The following is a 21,709-nucleotide window of genomic DNA, read 5'->3' on the forward strand; positions in this document are numbered from 1 at the left end:
ATGAATGCTGATGTTTTCGCGCTGATTCTGGGCATGGCCGCAGTTACGTATATTCCGCGGCTTGTTCCCGTGTGGCTGCTTTCTTCGCGCAGTCTGCCGCCCGTTGTGGGCCGCTGGCTCAGCTTTGTGCCTACGGCGGTACTTTCCGCCCTGCTCATGCCGGCACTGGTTCTGCGCGAGGAGCATTTCGACATTACCGGTAACATTTACTTCTGGGCGGCGCTGCCATCATTTGCCGTGGCAATGCTGACCCGCAGCTTTTTCGGCACGGTGGCCGCAGGCATGGCCACGGTGGCGGCCGCACGCTATTTCGGACTGGCCTGAACTTGTCCGGTTTCAGGCTTCCGGCCTGCAGGGTTGCTCCGCAACGCCCCGTCTCCGGCCAGCTGACGCTCTGACGGCTGCGGGGCACGACCGGGCCGGACAGCCTGCGCAAGCCGTGTTTGCCGGTTGATAACTTCCGGTACGGCTTTGTTCCGGCCGGTATGTCCTGTCAGGAAAAGCTTGTGGACGGGCAGCAGGGCCGTCTCTTGTTTCAAGGTGCATACCGGCTGCAGCCGGGGCGCATACCGGCCACAGCCGCAGCGTGTGTCCTTGCGGCCCAGGCGTTATTGCACCATCGATATTTTAGGGACTCTGAAGGCCACCTCGGTGCCTTCTCCGGGGCGGCTGTGGATGTTCAGCGTATAGCGGGGGCCGAAAATCTGCTCCAGCCGCTGTCTGCAATTGGTTACGCCGATGCCGGAGGAATGGGAGTCGGTCTGATGGCGGGCAAGCAGTCTTTGTACCTGCTGTTCGTCCATACCCACACCGTTGTCGGCAACGCGTACGGCCAGTTCGTCGCCGTCTCTGCCCACCTGCAGGGTGATTACGCCGCCTTCTTCACGCCGTGCAATGCCGTGCCGTACACCGTTTTCCACAATGGGCTGGATTATCAGCGGCGGGATAGGCCAGTCGGTGCAGTCCGGTTCTATGGTCACATCCACTCTTACCCTGTCGCCGAACCGTGCCTGTTCAATGGCAAGGTACGAGGCCACCTGCTCAAGCTCTTCGTACAAGGGGACAAACCCCCTGCTGCTGTCGAGGCTGCGACGCATATACCTTGAAAGGTCAAGCAGCAGCTCGCGCGCTTTGTCAGGGTTTGTCCGGCAGAAAGAAGCGATGGTATTGAGCGAGTTGAAAAGAAAGTGCGGGTTTATCTGTGCCTGCAGTCTGCGGATTTCTGCATGGGCCAGCATGCGCGCTTTCAGATGAATGTCTTCCAGTTCCAGCTGGGTGGAAAACAGTCCGCCCAGCCCTTTGGCGATTTCAAAGCGGATACTGTCCAGCGGCTCGCTCTGGCTGCCGTAAAATTTGAGCGTGCCGGTGACTGTATCGCCTTTGCGCAGGGGGATAATAATGGCGGAGTTGAGCGGACAGCCCGGATGTCCGCAGGCAATCTGCCGTTTGCCGCTGAGAAATGTCGGCTGACCGGAATGCAGTACACGTCGTGTGGCTTCGGTCTGGATGGGTTTGTCCACCAGATGATGTGTGTCGCCTGCTCCTATGTGTGCCAGCACGGTTTCCGTGTCTGTAATGCTCACAGCGGCCAGGGGGATGTTGTCGTAGATTATGCGCGCCGTGGCGGCAGCCGTTTCTCTGTTAAGACCGCTGCGCAGATGGCTCACCGTCTGGTTGGCAATGGAAAGAATCTGTTCCGCATGGCTTGATTCGCGGCGTTCACGCCCTTTGGATACCAGATTGATGATTTGTACAAACAGTGCGGCGCCCAGCGAGTTGACCACAATCATGGGCATGCCGATGACTTTGACCAGTTCCACCGCCTGCGGAAACGGGCGCGACAGAGCCAGCACCAGAATCATGTGAACGGTTTCGCCTACCAGACCCAGCATGGCAGCCAGCCGCCAGTCCATGCTTTCCTTGACCCGCCATGCCACCAGCCCGGCAAAAAGCCCTTCGAGCACGGTGGCAAGACCGCACGGCAACGCGCTGAAGCCGCCGGGGTCGATGATGTTGCGGTGCAGTCCCGCCATGAGTCCGGCACCCAGTCCCACGGCCGGTCCGCCGAACAATCCTGCCGTTATGACAGCCATGGCCCGCAGGTTTGCCACTGACTCAAAGATGGCGTTACCGCTGTAAGTCCCCAGAATGCCGAATAACCCGAAAAAAAGAATACAGAAACTTTTTTGCAGGGGTGAATTGGTGTCGCGGCGCAGTTTCTGCACGGGACTGATGGACAGCAGCATAAACGCTCCGGCAACCATGAGGCCGAAACGCTCGATAAGCGTTATGAGCAGAATGCCCGTTGTCATGCTGTTTCTCCGCTGCGGCAATACGGGGCGGTCACGGCTATCAGACCAGCCCCAGCCGTTCCTTGAAATCTTTGACCCTGCTGCGGTTGACGGTGATTTCTGTCTGGCCGGGGTCGCTCATGACAATGTTGTATTTGCCGTGCATCCATGGCGAAAATTCGCGGACATGCTGCATGTTGATCAGTTCTCCGCGGGTGGCGCGGAAAAAATCATGCCCGGCGAGTTTCTCTTCCAGCTTTTGCAGATTTGTCACGCCGTGGCACGGAGCCATACCCTCGGTTGTGTGTGCCCAGATCCGTTTGCCCTGAGCCTGAATGAAAAAAACTTCGTCAGGCTGCAGCAGCACAATGCGCCCGCCGCGTTCCACTGCTACCCGCGTGAGCACAGTGCGCCTGCCCATCTGTTCAAGCAGTCTGCCAAGACGGATGTCGTCATGCAGCGGCGGAGCGGTCTGCGTCCGGCTGTCCTGCTCCTGTTCCGTGCGGGCAGCCAGAGCTTCGCGCACACGGTCAAGGCTTTTGGCCAGCCGCTTTTCCTCTATGGGCTTAAGCAGGTAGTCCACGGCATTTTCATCAAAAGCGCGGATGGCGTACTGGTCGTACGCAGTGGCAAAAACAACAAGCGGAGGTTCGGGATAATCCAGCAACTGCTCCACAACATAAAAACCGTTGTGGCCGTACATCTGGATGTCCAGAAACACAAGGTCGGGCTTCTGCTGCGCAATAAGCGCAAGCGCCTGCTCCGCGGAATCCGCAGTGCCGGCTACCTGCACATCTGCAAAGCGGGAAAGCAGATAGACCATCTCATCCCGTGCAGGCGGTTCATCATCCACAACGATGCAGCGAATTGTCATGCATCTGACCCTAATGCCGGTGCTGCAGCTTGTCCATAGGGGCCGGTAACGGTGTGCCGCTTGCCCGCGGCGTGGGCGCGGTGTACACACACCCGAGTTGTACTCTTTATCGGAGGATTACATGAAACGACTGTTGAAAAATCAAGGTGCCTTCTTAGGTGCCATGTTGATGGCCGCTGTGGTTGTTTTGTCTGCTGCACCGCAGGCGCGGGCGGCAGCCGAACAGGACCGGCTGAAAGACATGGTGCGCGAGGTTCTGCGCGATAACCCCGGGCTGGTTATGGATGTGCTGCGGCAGAATCCGGAACAGGTGCTGGATATCGTGCGTGACGGTAACAGAATTGCCAGAGACAGAGCCATGCGTGCCCAGTGGCAGGCCGATATGACACAGCCCAAGCAGGTAAAACTGGACGGGCGTCCCGTGCGCGGGCCGCAGGATGCTCCGGTGACCATTGTGGCATACTCGGATTTTACCTGTCCCTACTGCGCTCAGGCTGCCGGCACCGTGGCCGCTCTTATGGAGCATTACAAAGGCAAGGTGCGGTTGGTTTTTAAGCATTATCCTTTAAAATCACATGATAATGCCGAAACAGCTTCACGCATGTTTGTGGCTGCCGCCATGCAGGACGAAGCAAAAGCATGGGCGTTGTACGACGCCATGTTTGTTGAGCGGGCCCGCGTGATAAAGGAAGGCAGTGCCTTTATTTCTGCCAAAGCCGCAGAACTGGGACTGGATGCCGCACGGCTTGCGCGTGACGCGCAAAGTGACGCGGCAACACGAATTTTGCGCGAAGACAGACAGGAAGCCGAAAACCTTGGGCTGGAAGGAACCCCGACATTTCTTGTGAATGACATCGTCGTGCGTGGCTCGCTGCCTCTGCCGCAGTTTGCGGATGCCGTGGATATGGCCTGGGCAAAAGCCGCCGGTCGCTGAGCCTGCCGGTAGACGTAACGGGAATGACTCCCCTGTCTGTGAAAAATGACCGGAAACCTTTTTGAATATGTCTCCGGCGGGCAGGGAGATGATCTCCCTGCACCCTCAGTGCACGCGCAGGGCGCGGCCCGGTCTCGGTTGCAGCGCGTTGTGCTGCTTCCCCGCCAAACGGCCTTCAGCGTACGCCCCGGACAGTCAGCCGACCGCGGCAGAAATCGCGCCACGGGGGATGCAAGGGGAATGATTCCCCTTGCCCGTCGGAGACATAAAAGCCCTTGAAGCATAAGCAGCCTCCGGCGGGCAGGGAGATGATCGCCCTGCACCCTCGGTGCGCACGCATGGCGCGGCCCGGTCTCGGTTGCGGCGCGTTGTGCTGCTTCCCCGCCAAACGGCCGTCAGCGTACGCCCCGGACAGTCAGCCGAGCGCGGCAGAAATCGCGCCACGGGGGATGCAAGGGGAATGATTCCCCTTGCCCGTCGGAGACATAAAAGTCCTTGAAGAATAAGCAGCCTCCGGCGGTCAGTGAGAGGATCTCCCTGCACCCTCGGTGCGCGCGCATGGCGCGGCCCGGTCTCGGTTGCGGCGCGTTGTGCTGCTTCCCCGCCAAACGGCCTTCAGCGTACGCCCCGGACAGTCAGCCGACCGCGGCAGAAATTGCGCCACGGGGGATGCAAGGGGAATGATTCCCCTTGCCCGTCGGAGACATAAAAGCCCTTGAAGCATAAGCAGCCTCCGGCGGGCAGGGAGATGATCTCCCTGCACCCTCAGTGCGCGCGCATGGCGCGGCCCGGTCTCGGTTGCGGCGCGTTGTGCTGCTTCCCCGCCAAACGGCCTTCAGCGTATGCCCCTGACAGTCAGCTGAGCGCGGCAGAAATCGCGCCACGGGGGATGCAATGGGAATGATTCCCCTTGCCCGTCGGAGACATAAAAGTCCTTGAAGAATAAGCAGCCTCCGGCGGGCAGGTGCTGTTGCACAAACAGAAAAAGGGCGCACATGCGCCCTTTTTGATGGAAGAATTATCCGTAGCAGCGGACGGGGATATTCCCGTGCAATGGCCGCAGAATACGGACCGGCAACTGATTAATGTGCCACTTTACCCAGAAATTCGCGCAGGCGCGGATTGCTGGGGTTATCAAAGAATTCCGAAGGAATGTTTTCTTCCTGAATGCGGCCCTGATCGATAAAGATGACCCGGTCTGCCACTTCTTTGGCAAAGGCCATTTCGTGTGTGACCACGACCATGGTCATTCCTTCCGCGGCAAGGCGTTTCATGACGTCCAGTACTTCGCCCACCAGTTCAGGATCCAGCGCCGACGTAGGTTCGTCAAACAGGATGACTTTGGGCTGCATGGCAAGGGAACGCGCAATGGCCACGCGCTGTTTTTGTCCGCCCGAAAGCTGTTCGGGGTACGCGTGCGCCTTGTCAGGCAGTCCGACTTTTTCCAGTAGTTTCTGGCCCAGTATTTCGGCTTCCTGCCTGGGCATTTTGCGTACTTTCACCGGACCTATGGTTACGTTCTGCAGCACGCTGAGATGCGGAAACAGATTGAATTGCTGAAAGACCATGCCTGCTTCTGTGCGCACATAGTTGATATCGGTATCTTCGGCGTACAGGTCGAAACCGTCCACCTTGATACAGCCTGAAGATATTTCCTCAAGCCGGTTGATGCAGCGCAGGGCGGTGGATTTTCCCGAACCGGAAGGCCCGATGATGACGACGACTTCGCCCTGCCGCACGGTCAGGTCGATGCCTTTAAGCACTTCCACGTTGCCGTAGCTTTTGTGCAGATCTTTTATTTCAATCATGGGTTTCATGGGTGTCTCCTTTCGGCTCAGCGGCTGGTGCGGGCATTGAGTTTGCGTTCGTACATGCGCAGCACCTGCGACAGAGTCAGGGTCATGCACAGGTACATGATGGCAACGGTAAGCCACACCTCGAACGCCCGGAAGTTGACAGCGATGATTTCCTGTCCCTGACGGGTCAGCTCGCCCACCCCGATGACAACCAGCAGCGAAGTGTCCTTCAGGCTGATGATGAACTGGTTGCCCAGCGGCGGTATCATGCGTTTGAACGCCTGCGGCCAGATGATATACAGCATGGTCTGCAGATGTGTGAGCCCGATGGAGCGCCCTGCTTCCATTTGTCCGGTGTTGATGGACTGGATGGAACCGCGCACTATTTCTGCGATATAGGCACCGGAGTTTACCGCTATGGCCACAACGCCGGCAGTGACGGGAGGAATGCGGATGCCGAGAACCAGAGGCAGGCCGAAGTACAGAAACATGACCTGTACGATAAGCGGTGTGCCGCGGATGGCTTCGACATAGGAAACAGCTACAGCGTTGCACAGACGGTTGCGGGATATACGTCCGAGGCCGACCAGGGTGCCGATAATAAAGCCGAAGACAAGACCAAGCACCGTGATGATGATGGTGAGCTCAATGCCGTCCCACAGCAGGGGGGCGGTATCCAGCATCACTTCGGGTTTGAATTGAAAAGCCATAAAACCTCTTGTTGTGCGCCCGGGTGAGTGTGTCGCATCCGCATGGCGGTGCATGAAAAACGGCATAGGGATGGCGCGCGCCATCCCTATGCATGTCCGGGCGGTTATTATTTACAAACTGTAAAGACTACTTTTTTGCAGGGGCGTAGCCGAACCACTTGATGTACAGTTTTTCGTACGTGCCGTTTTCACGCAGCTTTTTAAGCGCAGCGTCCACTTTGGGCTTCAGGTCGCTGCCCTTGGGGAAAGCAATGCCGTAAGACTGCCCCTGATACAGGGGGCCCACAACTTTAACCTGACCTTTGCCTGCTTTCTGGGCAAAGTCTTTGACCACGGGCATGTCAAAAATAACTGCATCGGCACCGCCGGAAAGCAGTTCAAGGAACATGGCGTCGTTGTTGGGGTACAGCTTGATATTGTCTTTGGGAGCAAAACCGGCGGCAAAGTCTGCGCTGGAAGTGGCCAGCTTGGTGGAAATGACTTTGTCTTTCAGGTCTTCGATGCCTTTGATGTCGTTATTGTCGGCACGGACAAGAATAACGAGACCTGAATCGTAGTACGGGTCGGAAAAATCAACTACTTCCTGCCGTTCGGGCTTGATGGTGATGCCGGCGATGCCTGCATCAAAAGTGGCACTCTGCAGACCGGGAATGATTCCGTTGAAGTCGTTGGGCTGGAAGGTGTATTCCACACCGATTTCGCTGGCGATGGCCTTCCACAGTTCGATGTCGAATCCGGTGTAGTTTCCGGTTTCGTCTTTGAACTCGAAAGGTTTGAAATTGGTGTCGTGCGCAACAACGAGCTTCTGCGCCCATGCGTTGGCCGAAAGAAGCATAACAAGAGCAAAAGCTGCCAGAATAACGCGCTTCATGATGAACCTCCTGGATGGGTGAGTCCCGGCATTCCGGGTATACATGTGCCGGTCCGGTGCAGGTACCGGCCGAGTGACGGGAAACAGTAGGCTGTGCTCAGCCAAATCGAGATACCGTAGCCTTTTAGTCCCCGAAAATCAATATTTCGTGGCTCCCGAGTTCATTTTGGCTCATGTTTTTTTCAAGCGGATTGCGGCCGGTATCTCTGTTTTTTGCCTGACAGAAGTATCATCACGTGCAGAAAAGCAGACCGCAAAAGTAGTCAAAAAGGGTCGTTTTCGGACGCCCTTATTTTGTTTTCATGTGTATAAAAAACAACAAAAATTTCAGAAAAGAAAACAGAAAGCGGCTTCTGAAGCAGAAAACTTATGGCCTGCTATTCAGAACTGGTATTCCGTAATTGTCCGTAATGTGCCGGTTGGATGCTGAAACAGGTTCGGCAGCGTGCTGTTTTTCAAGCGCAACGAGTTTCATTTTCCCTCGATTTCACACCGGACACTGTTCGCTTTACGGGTATCAGGCGATGCCGGAACTGCTCCTGCGGCAGATGCAGTATGCCGGGAAAAACGGATAGCCCCAGCTGCCCGCCGGAGGCTGCATTGTCTCGGGGTTTTTTGTGTCTCCGACGGGCAAGGGGAATGATTCCCCTTGCATCCCCCGTTGTGTGATTTCTGCCGCGGTCGGCTGACTGCCCGGGGCGTACGTCGACGACCGTATGGGGGGAAGCAGCGCAGGGCAGTGCAACGCGCCGCAACCGAGACTGGGCCGCGTCCTGCGCGCGAACCGAGGGTGCAGGGAGATTATCTCCCTGCCCGCCGGAGGCAGTCTTTGTATCGGGGGGGGGGTATGTCTCCGCCGGGCAAGGTGAATGATTCCCCTTGCATCCCCGTTGTGTGATTTCTGCCGCGGTCGGCTGGCTGTCCGGGGCGTACGCCGACGACCGTATGGGGGGAGCAGCACAGGGCAGCACAACGCGCCGCAACCGAGACTGTGCCGCGTCCTGCGTGCGCACTGAGGGTGCAGGGAGATCATCTCCCTGCCCGCCGGAGGCCGTCTTTGTCTCGGGGTTTTTTGTGTCTCCGACGGGCAAGGGGAATGATTCCCCTTGCATCCCCCGTTGCGCGATTTCTGCCGTGGTCGGCTGACTGTCCGGGGCGTACGCCGACGGCCGTATGGGGGGGAGCAGCACAGGGCAGTGCAACGCGCCGCAACCGAGACTGTGCCGCGTCCTGCGTGCGAACCGAGGGTGCAGGGAGATCATCTCCCTGCCCGCCGGAGGCTGCTTATGCTTCAAGGGCTTTTATGTCTCCGACGGGCAAGGGGACTGATTCCCCTTGCATCCCCCGTTGCGCGATTTCTGCCGCGGTCGGCTGACTGTCCGGGGCGTACGCCGACGACCGTATGGGGGGGAAGCAGCACAGGGCAGCACAACGCGCCGCAACCGAGACTGGGCCGCGCCATGCGCGCGCACCGAGGGTGCAGGGAGATCATCTCCCTGCCCGCCGGAGGCAGTCTTTGTATCGGGGGGGTATGTCTCCGACGGGCAAGGGGAATGATTCCCCTTGCATCCCCCGTTGTGTGATTTCTGCCGTGGTCGGCTGACTGCCCGGGGCGTACGCCGACGACCGTATGGGGGGAGCAGCACAGGGCAGTGCAACGCGCCGCAACCGAGATTGTGCCGCGTCCTGCGTGCGCACCGAGGGTGCAGGGAGACCATCTCCCTGCCCGCCGGAGGCAGATCTTCACGCAGCCTTTGCGGGGTGCCGCATGGCGGGGGTACACAAAAAGACGCCCCTGCACATAGTACAGGGGCGTCTGCGGATTGTATTATCACACGCGGGGTGCGCTTCAGCTTTTGGGGGCCAGCCCCAGTCTGCCGGCGACGGCGCGGGCTGCTGCAAGGGTGAACTCTTCCGGCGCAAGAGCGTTGCGCGCGGCTTCGTCCATGAGCAGTTCCGGAGCATTGGAAAGTCCGGCATCGGGGGTGACGCCGTATTCAGCGGGCAACGTGCCGGAAAAATACATGTCCTGAAAGCCGGAGAATTTGAGAGCGTGCGCCGTGGCGTCGAGCACTGCTGTTTCATGCGGTGCGATGATGCCCCGTTCGCGGGCACGCATGAGTCCGGCCAGACATTCTCCGCCCTGCGTGCAGGCGATGTGTCCGTGGCGGTTGGCAATGATCATGGCATCCATGATGGCCTGCTCGGTCACCTGCACCACCTGAAAAGCTCCCTGTCCGCCGATGGCTTCGAACTGGCCGGCAAAGTGCCGTACGCGCGGGAACGAGACAGGATTGCCGATCATGGCTGCCTGCGCCACACTGGGCTGTACGGTGACGGGGGTAAATACTCTGCTGGCCGGGTCCTGCACGCTGTAATAGCGGTATACGGGGTCGGCATGGTGTGACTGCACACCGAAAACGCGGGGCAGGCAGCTGATGATGCCCAGCCGGTGCAGCTTGAGGAACCCGCTCATGACAGCGGTTATGTTGCCCGCGTTGCCGATGGGCACAAAGATGCATTTGTTCTGCATGTCCCAGCCGTACCACTGGGCAACTTCAAATGCATACGATTCCTGCCCCAGAATGCGCCAGCTGTTTTTAGAATTGAGCAGCGCCACCCGGTAGTTTTCGGCCAGATGTTCAACCACCTTCATGCAGTCATCGAACACGCCGGGCACTTCAAGCACTGTGGCACCGCTGCCCAGCGGCTGCGAAAGCTGCTGCGGGGTTACCTTGCCGTGGGGCAGCAGCACCACGGATTTGAGCGGTGCGCCCACATACGAGGCGTACAGGGCGGCGGCGGCAGATGTGTCACCTGTGGAGGCGCAGACGGTCAGGACTTCATCCCATCCGTGTTTGCGCACCAGCGATTTGAGAAAGCTGAATGCGCAGGCCATGCCCCTGTCCTTGAACGATGCGGAAGGGTTCTGTCCGTCGTTTTTAAAGGCGAAAGGAATGCCGGCCATGTCGCTCATGGCGGGCGAGGCTTCGATGACGGGGGTGTTGCCTTCACCCAGATAGATGATGTCTTCGGGTTCCAGCAGGGGAGCCATCAGCTCGTAAAAACGGAAAATACCGCGCAACGGGGTTGTGCGCGTGGCTGCGCGGGCATCGAATATGTCCTGCCATTCTTTGCCGGAACGGGCGCTCAGCGCGTCGAAATCCGTGTTATCCAGCAGAAACACACCGCCGCAGTCGGGACAGGTGTAGTGCAGTTCATCCACATTGTAGCGGCTGCCGCAGCCCAGACAGAAATATTCCATTTGCCCGCGGTAAGCGGGAAAATCATGCGCTGCCGTCATGTTATTCATGTTCCTTGTGCTTTTTTTTCTGCCACGGTTTTTCTTCGCCCCGGGCAAGGCGGCCTATGTTTTCGCGGTGGCTCCAGAAAACCAGCGTCATAACCACGAGAGCCAGCGGGATATATGTAAAGTTGCCGGTTATCAGCAGCATAAGGGGCAGTGCGGTAACCAGTGTCAGCGACCCCAGCGAGACAAATCCGGAACGCCAGATGACCAGTGCACACAGCAGTGCGGAAACAAGCAGCGGAGTGAATGCCAGAGGAATAAACACACCGAGGGTGGTGGCAACGGCTTTGCCGCCCCTGAAACCCAGAAATACGGAATACAGGTGTCCCAGCAGCGCAGCCAGCGCCGTCAGGCTGAAGAATACTGCAGAATCGCTGAACGTCATGGCCACGGCCACAGGTACAACGCCTTTAAGTACATCGCAGACCAGTGTCAGCACGCCGAATCCGGTGCCGCACAGCCGAGCCACATTGGTGGCGCCCACATTGCGGCTGCCGCCTGTGCGCGGGTCGACGGAACAGAACGTCCGGGCGATGACCAGACCGAAGGGGACAGAGCCGATGACATAGGCGGTGACGAGCCAGAGCAGGTAGCCCATAGGGGAGTTCTCCTTGCGTAATGCGCGTTGCGCGGGACTATTGTTCCATGACGTCCAGTATCTGGATCTCGTTGTTAAGCGGATGCACTTTGCCGATGCGCACCATAAGTCTGGTACCGGGGTGCGCCCTTTCGCCGAAAGAGGACCTGCGTCCGCGCACAAAAATCTGCTGATCGGGCAGCGACACGGTGACAAAGGCATCGTTTTCGTCCGTCACCACTGCGTCCCACCACGTTTTATCGCCTTTCTGCTTGAAGTACAGCAGTTTCCAGTATCTTGGGCGGAAACGTTGCACCTGCCCTGCGGCATCCAGCCGTGCGGTGAGCAGCGGCAGCATGGCATCAAGCTCGTCGCGCGACCAGCGGGGAGTGCCGGTGCCGAGATAATGTATGAGTTGCGCAACGTTGACAAGGTCGGGATAGCGCCGCAGCGGCGATGTGACAGGGCTGTAGGCGGGTACGCCTATGCCTGAATGCCTGCGCGGGGCCGTTTCCAGCACGGCGGACGACAGCGCCTTGACCACGCGGGCGATGTCATGGGGCTGGTCCCATACTCCGGCGTATTCCTTGGGCACGCCCACGTCCTGCGTGCGGTGCAGCAGGGCTATGTCACGGTCTTTTGCCCACAGGGCAATACCGCTGTTGGCCAGTATCATCATTTCGCTGACCAGCAGGCACGATGCCGGAGTGGGGCTGTCGTGCTCAATTTCCACCTGTGTGTCGGCTCCGGTGCCGGTAAGAGTGGTTTTGGGGTCCGGGCGTTCGATGACCACGGCCCCGCAGGACACCCGTTGTTCCAGCAAGATGCGCGAAAGCGCGGCTCCGGCCTTCAGCTGGTCAGCAAAGGCGGCGGCGGGGTTGTCGGGGGCGTCCCAGCCCGGATCGCCGTTCAGCACGGCTTCGCAGTCGGCATAACTCAGGTTGGCGGCCAGCTGTACCCAGCACGCCTTCAGGGTTGTGGCTTCCAGTTGTCCGGCGGGAGCAATGTCAAATTCCATGACCAGAGCCGGTCGCTCCTGCTGTCCTATGAGACTGAAAAAGTCCGTACCCAGCTCTTCCGGCAGCATGTGCAGATTGCCTTCGGGAAGATATATGCTGGTGGCGCGGCGCATGACGGCTTTGTCCAGTTCGCTGCCGAATTCCCATCCCAGAGCGGGGCAGGCAATGGCCAGCCGCAGGCGGTGGCCGCCGTCGGCGCGCGGTTCGATATGGAAGGCATCGTCAATGTCACGCGTGGAGGAGGAATCGATGCTGATGAACGGAATACCGCAGGGTTCGGTGCGTGCGGCAAGCACACGGCGGCGCAGGTCTGCGAGTGCCTGTGCATGGGGAGCGTGCCAGTCGGGCGATCTGTCATAATCGGCCCTGTCCAGATGAAAATTATGGTGGGCGGGCACAATACCCCATGCCTGTGCCAGCAGCAGAGGCAGGTGCGGCACGTCCGGCAGCCCTTTGGATATCTGTTTCCACAACTGTTCTGAGTCGTGATCGTCCGGTTCTGCGATGCGTTTGCGCAGCAGGGCTTCAATTTCGGCGGCCAGTCCGGCGTCTTCAGGCGTACAGGGCGGGGTGCGTCTTTTCTGATGGGTTTCCCACAGAGCGCGCAGAAAATCATGACCTTCGGATGCGAGCTGTTCGCGTTTCCGGCGGGCTTCCTGTTCGGTCATGCGGGCGTGCACTTTTTCTGCGTCGTATATTTCAAACTCCGGCGACTGAAACTTGAAATGTGTCTTGCATTCCAGCAGCACGCGGCCCATGGCGGCTATGTCGTCTGCGTCGGGCGATTCGTGCAGCAGTTCGGCAAACCACTGCGCCGTGGCAGCCTGTACTTCGCCCTGCGCCAGTTCCCACAGTTCCAGCGGGTCAAGCGCGGCCGCTCTGGTGTTGCGGCGTTCTTCGTGCTGGTTCAGCAGCTCCAGTGCTTCCTGACGTGATTTGTCGGCACCGTACTGCGGACCGGCCCATGGCATGACGCGTGCCGCTGCGAGCTTTGTCTCCCGCTTGCTCTGGGTGAGAAGGCGCAGTTTGCCGGACTGTTCTTCCTGAACCCATGCTATCTGGGGCTTGTTGCCCTGCATGAATTCGACGATGCAGCCCGGGCCGGGGTATTGGACCAGAGGGGAGGTAGCGCTCATGATTCCTGCTTGTGTTTGCGCGTGGTTGCTTGTTTCAGCGGTATGCGGAGGGCGGCATGCCGCCCTCCGCTGGCCGGTTAATGCTTGAAAGACCGCTGGCCGGTGAAGACCATGGCTACCTGCGGGGCAGCCTCGTTGCAGGCCATGATGACCTCGTGGTCGCGTATGGAACCGCCGGGCTGGGCAATGGCGGCCACCCCGTGGGCAATGGCCGCATCCACTCCGTCGCGGAAGGGGAAAAAGCCGTCGGACACCATGGCGGTACCGGGCAGACCGCCCCTGTCGGCGCGTGTGCGGGCTTCGATGTCTTCAAGAGCTTCGGCTGCTGCGGAATCGCCGGCTGCCTTCTGCTTCAGTTCGTACAGCGAACAGCCCTGTTCGCGGAAGGCCAGGGTGTCGGCATATTTTGTATAGGCTTTGTGCACTGCCAGTTCCACGCAGCCCACGCGGTCCTGTTCGCCGGTGCCGATGGATACGGTGGCGCCGTTGCGTGCAAAAATGACAGAGTTGGACGTGACGCCCGCTTCGACAGCCCATGCGAAAAGCAGGTCGTCGGCTTCCTGCGGGGAAGGTTTGCGCGCATTGACGGTGACGCCGTCTTTTTCCGCCGTTGCAGGCAGAAAATCATCTGCGCTCAGAATGCGGTTGCGGAAAGAGTGCTGCATGATGATGCCGCCGTCCTGCAGCGACTTCAGGTCGATGAACGGCATGCGGGCCAGTTCGGGCAGACGGCTGATGCCGGGAATCTGCAGAATACGCAGATTTTTCCTGCTTTTGAGCATTTCAACCACGCCTTCTTCAAAATCAGGAGCCGCCACCACTTCGAAATAGCATGAGCTGATAAGCTCGGCCGCTTTTTTGTCCAGCGGACGGTTGACAATGACCGCGCCGCCGAAAGCCGCGATGCGGTCGCACCAGAAGGCGCGTTCCAGCGCGGTTGCCACGCCGTCGCCGCTCCATGCTGCACCGCTGGGGTTGTTGTGTTTCATGATGAGGGCAGCGGGCTTTGCATCAAGGTATTGCAGGATATTCAGCGCGTTGTCCACGTCGGTGAAATTGGTCTTGCCGGGGTGCTTGCCGGCCTGAATCATGTGCTTTTCCTCAAGGGAGGAGACAAGACCGGCACCCGGCCCGCGGAAGGTTACCCCGCCCAGTGTCAGGCTGCCCTTGTCCAGCTGGTACAGGGCTGCGGGCTGGTCGGGGTTTTCGCCGTAGCGCAGGCCTTTTTCCTGACCGTCGATGGTCCAGGTGCGCTTGGTGTAATGCAGTTCCTGATCGCCCAGACGCAGGGTCATTTCAGCAGGAAACGGATCTTCCTGCAGGGTGCTGTACATTTTCTTGAGGTCGCTCATGCTGCTGTGAACTCCGGCTAGACGGACGCCGCGCGCCCGTGCAGATTGATTGGATGGCGGCGGCGCGTGAACCGGCGCCCCGCCGCATGCGGTCATGCGAGGCGGGCAGGGTACCACAGGGCGTTGCGGTGGGCAATTTCCATTTGAAGCCCCGCCCCGTTTGGCGTAGCGTGGGACCTCGTCCGGCCTTTACCGGCCGGCGTGTGCGGACCGCAGCATTGTGTTATTGCCCCGCCGTTATCAAACATGCAGGAGAATCAACCCGATGGAACGAGCATTGCTCAAGCTTGCCCGCCAGCTCAATTCATACGACGAGGCGTCCCTTATGGCGTTGTGGGACACACTGGCCGAACGGGTCGAACGGTTCGAGCCTTCTTCCCGCTGGGAAGAGGCGGCCATCGCCTTTGGCATGGTGCAGGCCGTGCGCTGGAAAAACCAGCTGCATAACAGCCATATGTCCGAAATGGCCCGCCCCGATGACGGACTGCCGCCGCTTTCCGGTTACGACGGCGATATCAGCCTGTTCGAGGGAGCGTCACGTTCCGGCGCCGACGGGCCAGTCGGGGGGCAGCCCGCTCAGAAGAGGGCCAAGATCCTCAGTTTCAGGCCGCGCGAGAGTGAGTAATCCGTTGAGGATGTAATAGTAGAAGCGGATGTTCTCCACATAGGCTACCGCCTCGAACCCGCGACAGTAGCCGTGCTTGGTGCGGCTGTACCAGCGTTCCCATGCAAGCAGAGGATACACCTCTTTCAGTTCGCGCCACGTGCGGCCGGTGCCGCCGCGGGCGCGGCTGAGCTTGATGGCGTCGAACAGATGGCCGGGCCCCTGATTGTATGCCGCCAGTGTGAAAAACCAGCGGTTCCAGGGGTCAAGCTCCATGTCTTCCAGCGAATCCCACAGCATGCGCAGGTAGCGGGCGCCGCCCCGTATGGACTGCTCCGGGTCAAGGCGGTTGATGCCCAGCAGCCGGGCGGTGTCCTGCGTTACCATCATCAGGCCGCGCACACCTGTTTTGCTGCGTGCGTCGGCGTCAAAGCGTGATTCCTGATAGATGACGGCGATGAGCAGCAGCGGATCGATGCTCTGTTCTCTGGCCGCATTGCCGATGGCCTGTGCATACTGCGGTACTTTGCTTTCCAGAGCGCGGCGCAGCAGTGCCACGTCATAGCGGTCCACCTCTTCCGGCAGAAAGCCGAAATACCGCTCCTGCATGTCGTCCAGCAGAGAGTCGTTTTCGCGCTGGGCCCAGAAAGACAGCGCAGCCTCGTTGAGACGCGCGTCGTCGCCGCGCCAGAACCAGCGGTATGGTATTTTCTGGGTGAGCACCTTGGCGGTGCGCACTCCGGGGTAAAATGGCTGCCACAGGCTGTACCCCAGATTGTCCAGCATGGCGAACCGGGCGCTGTTGGTGTCGAGCGACTGGAGAATCGGCGTCAGGTAGACGTCTTGTGAAGCCTCGGTCATGGGCACGCATTCCAGCGTGTCGGCCTTGGCTTCCAGTATTTCTTCCAGTTCGGGGTCTGCGGTGACCAGTACCGGAGTGTCGCACATTTCATTGCCGCGGCGCAGGCCGTAGCGGCGCGTGCTGTGCACCAGCACCGGGTTGTAATGGCCGTACGCCGGGCCGGACACCACAGGTGACGGCGGCGGCGCGTCGTTGTGGCGGGTTGTTGTCTGCGGAGCGGCGGTTATGTCGCCGCCGTATCCCACAATGAGGTCGCCGCGTCTTTCGGCCAGCGCCTGCAGGGCGTCTTCCATGGTGGAAGCTTCGATCCATTCAATATCATAGCCGGCCTGGCGGGCAAAATGCATAACAAGTTCATGTTCGTAACCCGGGCCGTAAGGGGACAGAGCGCTGGAAACACGTTCCCTGTGCGGGGCCACCACGCGCAGCGTGTTGTCGGGCTGCACGGGCTGCTTTTCGCGCTCGGAGCATGAGAGCAGGATGCTCAGCACCGTCACTGACAGTGCGGCGAGCAGGCGCTTGCCCATGCGTGTATGTGATTGTTTCATGAGAAGGTGACGTGTCCGGACGGGATGCGAGGCGAGAAACGTACAGAGGAGAGCCCGTCCGAAGCAGGTTGCGGGGCCTTTTCCGGTGGCCATCCGTTTGACTTTTCTATTGGCGGCATGTAGGTAATGATCCCTTATGCCGTGCGCCGAACTCCTGTTTTGCGTCGGAAAGGCGACCTGCATGTCACAAGGAGATGGAAATGTCAAACGTGGTAATCATGGGAGCACAGTGGGGCGACGAAGGAAAAGGTAAGATCGTCGACCTGCTTTCCCGGGAAATAGACGTCATCGTCCGCTTCCAGGGCGGAAACAACGCGGGCCACACCGTTATTGTGGGTGACAAGTCCTACATACTGCACCTTATTCCCTCCGGCATTCTGCACGAAGGCAAAACGTGCCTTATCGGCAACGGAGTGGTGCTGGACCCCGTGGTGTTCTGGAAGGAAGTGGAAGCCCTTGCAGAGCGTGGTATCGACGTGGGCCCCCAGAGGCTCATGATCAGCCGCAAGGCCCATGTGATCATGCCTTATCACAAGGCGCTTGATGTCGCCCGTGAGGACTTTAAAAACAAAGAAAGCAGGATCGGCACCACAGGCCGTGGCATTGGTCCCTGCTACGAAGATAAAATGTCGCGCATCGGCGTGCGTGCCGGCGATCTGGCCGACCCCGCACTGCTGCGCTCGAAGATAGAAGCCGCTCTGGTGGAAAAGAACGCCCTGTTCACGGCATTGTACGGGCGCGAAGCCATGTCCGTGGATGCGGTGTTCGACGAAGTGATGGCCGTGGGCGGCCGTCTGGTGCCGTATCTGACCGATGTGTCTTCGGTTATCGAAGATGCATGGGCAAATGATTCCGGCGTCATGTTCGAGGGCGCGCAGGGAACGCATCTGGATATCGACCACGGTACATATCCTTTTGTGACCTCTTCCAACACCGTGGCCGGCAACGCCGCCGCGGGCAGCGGTATTCCCGCTTCGCGTCTGGACCGTGTGGTGGCCATAGTAAAAGCGTACACCACCCGTGTGGGCGCAGGCCCCTTCCCCACCGAGCTTGATGACGAAGCCGGCAACCACATGCAGAGCGTGGGGCACGAATTCGGCGCCACCACCGGCCGCAAGCGTCGCTGCGGGTGGCTGGACTGCGCCCTGCTGCGCGAATCGGTGCGCCTGAACGGTCCCACCGACATAGCTCTGACCAAGCTGGATGTCATGAGCGGGCTGAAGGAACTGAAAATCTGTGTGGCTTACGAATACAACGGCCAGCGTCTGCAGCATCCGCCGCAGGAACAGAACGGCCTTGCCCATGTGGCACCGGTATATGAAACCATGCCCGGATGGGATGACGACATAACCGCAGCCAAAACATGGGAAGACCTGCCCGAGGCCGCCCGTAATTATATCTGCCGTATCGAAGAGCTGCTGGGCGTGCCTGTGTCCATGATTTCCGTGGGCCCCGAACGCGACCAGACGCTCAACAGGAAATAAGACGTGTCCGCTCAGGGTGAAACGCTCTGTGCGCCGCATGCCTCTGATATCATAGCCCCGGCCCTGTCGTCGCGTCACGACAGGGTGCGGGGCTATCTTGAGCGGCTTGCCGGCTCTGTGCCGCAGGTGCTGCTGCTGGAAGGCGGCACCCCCCGCGAACGCGAGGCCGTGGCGCTGTGGTGGGCCGCGCGTCTCAACTGCGCGGGGACCGGTGCGCCCTGCCTTTCCTGCGCTGTCTGCACCCAGTTTGCCACGCGCAACAACCGCGATATGTTTTATCTGGACGGTGCGCAGGGTTCCATCAAGATTGATGATGTGCGCGCCGTGCGTGCCGTGCTGGGCGAACCGCCCAGAGGCCGCTACCGTGTGGTTGTGCTGGCCGAGGCTCAGTCGCTGGGCATAGAGGCCGCCAATGCCCTGCTTAAATCGCTGGAAGAACCCCGTCCCGGAACCAGTTTTGTTCTGCTGGCCCCGCAGCGTGAGCGTCTGCTGCCGACTCTTGTTTCCCGCAGCTGGGTGCTGACTCTGGCCTGGCCGGACGGCGGCGCCTGCGACCCTGCCGTGCAGGAATGGGCCGATGCCCTTGCCGGTTTTGTGTCAGGCGAAGAGGGCTGGTTTGCCCGCACCGGTGCCAAGGGCAGCATCGATCAGGGAACTGCGTTGCAGCTGGTGGCATTTCTGCAGCGCCAGCTTGCCCTGGCTCTCACCGGCCGCGGGGCGTCTTCGTTTGCCCGCCTGCTTGTCTCGCGCCTTGATACCGCCGCCATGCGCCGTCTGGATGAAGCGCTGGCGGAGTGTCAGGACTCTCTCATTTACAATGTGAATCCCGCTCTTGTCCTTGACTGGCTGGCAACGCGCCTTTTCGCATGGGCGCGTACGTCCCGCCGCGCTTGATTTTCGTTGCCTGCCGGACGTGCTGCCGCTATGGTTGAGGGTATGCGCGGCCGGTTTTTCCGCGTTCTGCATATCCCTCAAGGGTTTGGTATGATGAATGATATGGAAGCTCTTTATGCGGCCCAGACGGTGCTTATCATTGAAGACAGCCCCGTTCAGTCAAAAATAATCCGCAACCAGATAATGGCGCTCAGCCAGTTTGACACGCTGGCTGCATATACGCTGGAAGAAGCCAGAGCCCTGCTGACCACCCACAAAGAGCGTATTTTCGTGGCGGTCATAGACCTGAATCTGCCCGACGCCCCCAACGGCGAGGGCGTGGATCTGTGCCTTGATTTCGGGGTGCCCACCGTTGTGCTTACCGCCACCTTCAACGAGGATATCCGCAGACGGTTCATCGAGCGCAATGTGGCCGATTTCTTTTTCAAGGGCACCATTCAGGATATGGACCCCATGGTCCGCAGTCTGGAGCGGCTTTTTAAAAACCAGTTTGTCAAAGCCCTTGTGGTCGAAGATTCGCGCATGTCTCGTGCCCACCTGCGCCATCTGCTCGAAGTGCAGCGCTTTCAGGTGCTGGAAGCCGCCGACGGGCTGGAAGCCGTGGACAGGCTGGCGGAAAATCCTGACATCGGTCTGATAATCACCGACTACAACATGCCCAACATGGACGGCTTTGAACTGGTGAAGACCGTGCGTGCCCGCTACAAGGTCGACCGTATCGCCATAGTGGGCGTTTCCGCCGCGGGGTCAGGTTCGCTGACGGCGCAGTTTCTGAAAAACGGCGCCAACGATTTTCTGACCAAGCCGTTTGAGGTGGAGGAATTTTACTGGCGCGTTAACCAGACCGTAAGCGTGCTGGAAGTGATGAAAGACCTGCGGACCTGTCAGGATACCCTGCCGGAGGGATAATGCACTCTGGACGTCTGAGTTACAGCACGGTACCGCCGCAAGAAGCCCGCGGACATGCCGCGGGAGCGCCGGTTCTGTACTGGATGCACCGCGAGATGCGCGCCCGTGACAACTGGGCGCTGCTGCATGCGCAGCAGTGCGCCGCGGCCGACGGAGCGCCTCTGGCCGTGGTGTTCTGCCTTGTGCCGCAGTTTATCGATGCCGGACTGCGGCATTTCCATTTTATGCTGCAGGGGCTGGAAGAAACTGCCCGTATTCTGGAAGAGCTGGGCATTCCGCTGTTTCTTCTGCGCGGTACGCCGCCGGAGGAGGTTGTCCGCTTTGCACAGGCGCACGGCGCGTCACGCGTGGTGACCGATTTTGACACGCTGCGCATCAAGCGGCAGTGGATACGCAGCGCGGTGGAAGCCGCCAGGCAGCTGGACATAGCCGTGGATGTGGTGGACAGCCGCAATGTGGTGCCCTGCCTGCGTGCTTCTGACAAACGTGAATACGCGGCCCGTACCATACGCCCTAAAATTCACCGCCTGCTTGATGAATACCTTGATCCGCTGCCTGCCCTGCAGCCCGCAGCCGTGCCGTGGAAAGGCGCGTATCAGCGTCCGGACTGGCAGGCGGCGCTGGACAGTCTGCAGGCCGATGCATCAGTGCAGCCGGCGGGCTGGCTGCCCCCCGGAGAGAACGCGGCACTGGCCGAACTGACGGCGTTCATCAGGGTGCGTATGCACCGTTATGCCGCCGAACGGAATAATCCGCTCATGCCGGTGCTTTCGCATCTGTCACCATATCTGCATTTCGGCATGCTGTCGGCTCAGCGCGCGGTGCTGGAGGTTATGCAGGCACAGGGGACTGCTGCCGGAGGCACGTACGGCGAAGGGGCCGCTGCCTTTGTGGAAGAACTTGTGGTGCGGCGTGAGCTGGCGGATAATTTCTGCTGGTATGAACCGTCCTACGACAGCGTGGAGGCTTTTCCCGACTGGGCGCTGAAGACGCTGGACAGACACCGCGCAGACCGCCGCCCGTATCTGTACGATGAGCAGCAGCTGGAAAAGGCCCGCACCCATGACCCGCTGTGGAATGCGGCGCAGCAGGAAATGGTGCTTACCGGCAAGATGCACGGGTACATGCGCATGTACTGGGCCAAAAAAATTCTTGAATGGACCGAGTCGCCTGAAGAGGCGCTGCGCATTGTCATCCGCCAGAACGACCGCTGGTCGCTGGACGGGCGTGACTCCAACGGATACGCAGGCGCGGCGTGGTCTGTGGGCGGGGTGCACGACAGGCCGTGGCGCGAACGCGAAGTGTTTGGCACCATCCGTTTCATGAGCTATAACGGAGCACGGTCCAAATTTGATGTGGACGGTTATGTGGCCGCTGTGGCGGCGCTTGAAAATCACCCTGTTCCGGAACCCGTCTCCCGCGGGGGCGGCCGGCGGAAACCGGCACAGGGCCTGCTGCTGTAGTGCTTCGCAGGAGCGGCGGCAGGACTTACCCGTCATTGCACGGCGCGGACAATCATGTCCGGACCGTGTGTATCA

At 59.8% G+C, this 21,709-nt stretch carries 18 protein-coding genes; 8 read left to right on the plus strand and 10 right to left on the minus strand.

Features of this window, described 5'->3' with window-relative positions:
• On the plus strand, positions 1-324 hold the full coding sequence (locus ACZ5D1_RS00940) for an AzlD domain-containing protein (protein ID WP_027182549.1): 324 nt from the start codon (positions 1-3) through the stop codon (positions 322-324).
• A 284-nt stretch (positions 325-608) separates the two neighbouring features.
• Here ACZ5D1_RS00940 and ACZ5D1_RS00945 read toward each other — a convergent pair whose 3' ends face one another.
• Together ACZ5D1_RS00945 and ACZ5D1_RS00950 are read right to left on the minus strand one after the other, a co-directional pair.
• A complete protein-coding gene (locus ACZ5D1_RS00945) occupies positions 609-2,312 on the minus strand; it encodes a LytS/YhcK type 5TM receptor domain-containing protein (protein ID WP_464555615.1) in 1,704 nt (567 codons plus the stop codon).
• A 40-nt stretch (positions 2,313-2,352) separates the two neighbouring features.
• Entirely contained in the window at positions 2,353-3,165 is an 813-nt protein-coding gene (locus ACZ5D1_RS00950; protein WP_011366326.1) for a LytR/AlgR family response regulator transcription factor, read from the minus strand.
• Positions 3,166-3,286: 121 nt separating this feature from the next.
• On the opposite strand from ACZ5D1_RS00950, the gene ACZ5D1_RS00955 reads away from it, so the two are divergent.
• Positions 3,287-4,099 (plus strand): DsbA family protein, encoded by an 813-nt coding sequence (locus tag ACZ5D1_RS00955; protein ID WP_011366327.1) that lies wholly within the window; start codon positions 3,287-3,289, stop codon positions 4,097-4,099.
• Between the two features lie 1,082 nt (positions 4,100-5,181).
• Here the strand turns inward: ACZ5D1_RS00955 and ACZ5D1_RS00960 are convergent.
• The 3 genes from ACZ5D1_RS00960 to ACZ5D1_RS00970 form a co-directional block, all read right to left on the minus strand.
• Positions 5,182-5,916, minus strand: coding sequence for an amino acid ABC transporter ATP-binding protein (locus ACZ5D1_RS00960; protein WP_011366328.1), 735 nt, complete (start codon positions 5,914-5,916; stop codon positions 5,182-5,184).
• Between the two features lie 17 nt (positions 5,917-5,933).
• Positions 5,934-6,605 (minus strand): amino acid ABC transporter permease, encoded by a 672-nt coding sequence (locus tag ACZ5D1_RS00965; RefSeq protein ID WP_011366329.1) that lies wholly within the window; start codon positions 6,603-6,605, stop codon positions 5,934-5,936.
• A 127-nt stretch (positions 6,606-6,732) separates the two neighbouring features.
• Positions 6,733-7,476, minus strand: a complete 744-nt coding sequence (locus ACZ5D1_RS00970; RefSeq protein WP_011366330.1) for a glutamine ABC transporter substrate-binding protein — start codon at positions 7,474-7,476, stop codon at positions 6,733-6,735.
• A 148-nt stretch (positions 7,477-7,624) separates the two neighbouring features.
• Here ACZ5D1_RS00970 and ACZ5D1_RS00975 point away from each other — a divergent pair, with 148 nt between their 5' ends.
• Positions 7,625-7,906 (plus strand): hypothetical protein, encoded by a 282-nt coding sequence (locus ACZ5D1_RS00975; RefSeq protein ID WP_464555617.1) that lies wholly within the window; start codon positions 7,625-7,627, stop codon positions 7,904-7,906.
• A gap of 1,419 nt (positions 7,907-9,325) precedes the next feature.
• Here ACZ5D1_RS00975 and thrC read toward each other — a convergent pair.
• The 4 genes from thrC to ACZ5D1_RS00995 form a co-directional block, all read right to left on the minus strand.
• Positions 9,326-10,780: a threonine synthase gene (gene thrC / locus ACZ5D1_RS00980; protein WP_464556512.1), complete on the minus strand. Its 1,455-nt coding sequence runs from the start codon at positions 10,778-10,780 to the stop codon at positions 9,326-9,328.
• Position 10,781: 1 nt separating this feature from the next.
• Complete coding sequence (gene plsY / locus ACZ5D1_RS00985; RefSeq protein ID WP_011366332.1) at positions 10,782-11,384, minus strand: glycerol-3-phosphate 1-O-acyltransferase PlsY; 603 nt, start codon at positions 11,382-11,384, stop codon at positions 10,782-10,784.
• Between the two features lie 37 nt (positions 11,385-11,421).
• Complete coding sequence (locus ACZ5D1_RS00990) at positions 11,422-13,518, minus strand: ribonuclease catalytic domain-containing protein (protein ID WP_011366333.1); 2,097 nt, start codon at positions 13,516-13,518, stop codon at positions 11,422-11,424.
• Positions 13,519-13,595: 77 nt separating this feature from the next.
• Positions 13,596-14,870, minus strand: coding sequence for a phosphoribosylaminoimidazolecarboxamide formyltransferase (locus ACZ5D1_RS00995; protein WP_011366334.1), 1,275 nt, complete (start codon positions 14,868-14,870; stop codon positions 13,596-13,598).
• 265 nt (positions 14,871-15,135) lie between these two features.
• Between ACZ5D1_RS00995 and ACZ5D1_RS01000 the strand changes: the two genes are divergently transcribed.
• The gene (locus ACZ5D1_RS01000) at positions 15,136-15,495 is read left to right on the plus strand and encodes a hypothetical protein (protein WP_011366335.1); all 360 of its coding nucleotides are present in this window, start codon (positions 15,136-15,138) and stop codon (positions 15,493-15,495) included.
• Here ACZ5D1_RS01000 and ACZ5D1_RS01005 read toward each other — a convergent pair.
• The gene (locus tag ACZ5D1_RS01005) at positions 15,406-16,884 is read right to left on the minus strand and encodes an MltF family protein (protein ID WP_027182544.1); all 1,479 of its coding nucleotides are present in this window, start codon (positions 16,882-16,884) and stop codon (positions 15,406-15,408) included. The genes ACZ5D1_RS01000 and ACZ5D1_RS01005 overlap by 90 nt on opposite strands.
• Before the next feature lie 200 nt (positions 16,885-17,084).
• Between ACZ5D1_RS01005 and ACZ5D1_RS01010 the strand changes: the two genes are divergently transcribed.
• The 4 genes from ACZ5D1_RS01010 (at position 17,085) to ACZ5D1_RS01025 (ending at position 21,634) form a co-directional block, all read left to right on the plus strand.
• Positions 17,085-18,368, plus strand: coding sequence for an adenylosuccinate synthase (locus ACZ5D1_RS01010; RefSeq protein ID WP_464555618.1), 1,284 nt, complete (start codon positions 17,085-17,087; stop codon positions 18,366-18,368).
• A gap of 3 nt (positions 18,369-18,371) precedes the next feature.
• The gene (locus ACZ5D1_RS01015) at positions 18,372-19,262 is read left to right on the plus strand and encodes a DNA polymerase III subunit delta' (RefSeq protein ID WP_011366338.1); all 891 of its coding nucleotides are present in this window, start codon (positions 18,372-18,374) and stop codon (positions 19,260-19,262) included.
• Positions 19,263-19,352: 90 nt separating this feature from the next.
• Positions 19,353-20,171 (plus strand): response regulator, encoded by an 819-nt coding sequence (locus ACZ5D1_RS01020; protein WP_011366339.1) that lies wholly within the window; start codon positions 19,353-19,355, stop codon positions 20,169-20,171.
• Positions 20,171-21,634, plus strand: a complete 1,464-nt coding sequence (locus ACZ5D1_RS01025) for a deoxyribodipyrimidine photo-lyase (RefSeq protein WP_464555620.1) — start codon at positions 20,171-20,173, stop codon at positions 21,632-21,634. Before ACZ5D1_RS01020 ends, ACZ5D1_RS01025 begins: the two co-directional genes overlap by 1 nt.
• Positions 21,635-21,709 lie beyond the last annotated feature (75 nt).

The organism is Oleidesulfovibrio vietnamensis (assembly GCF_055388115.1).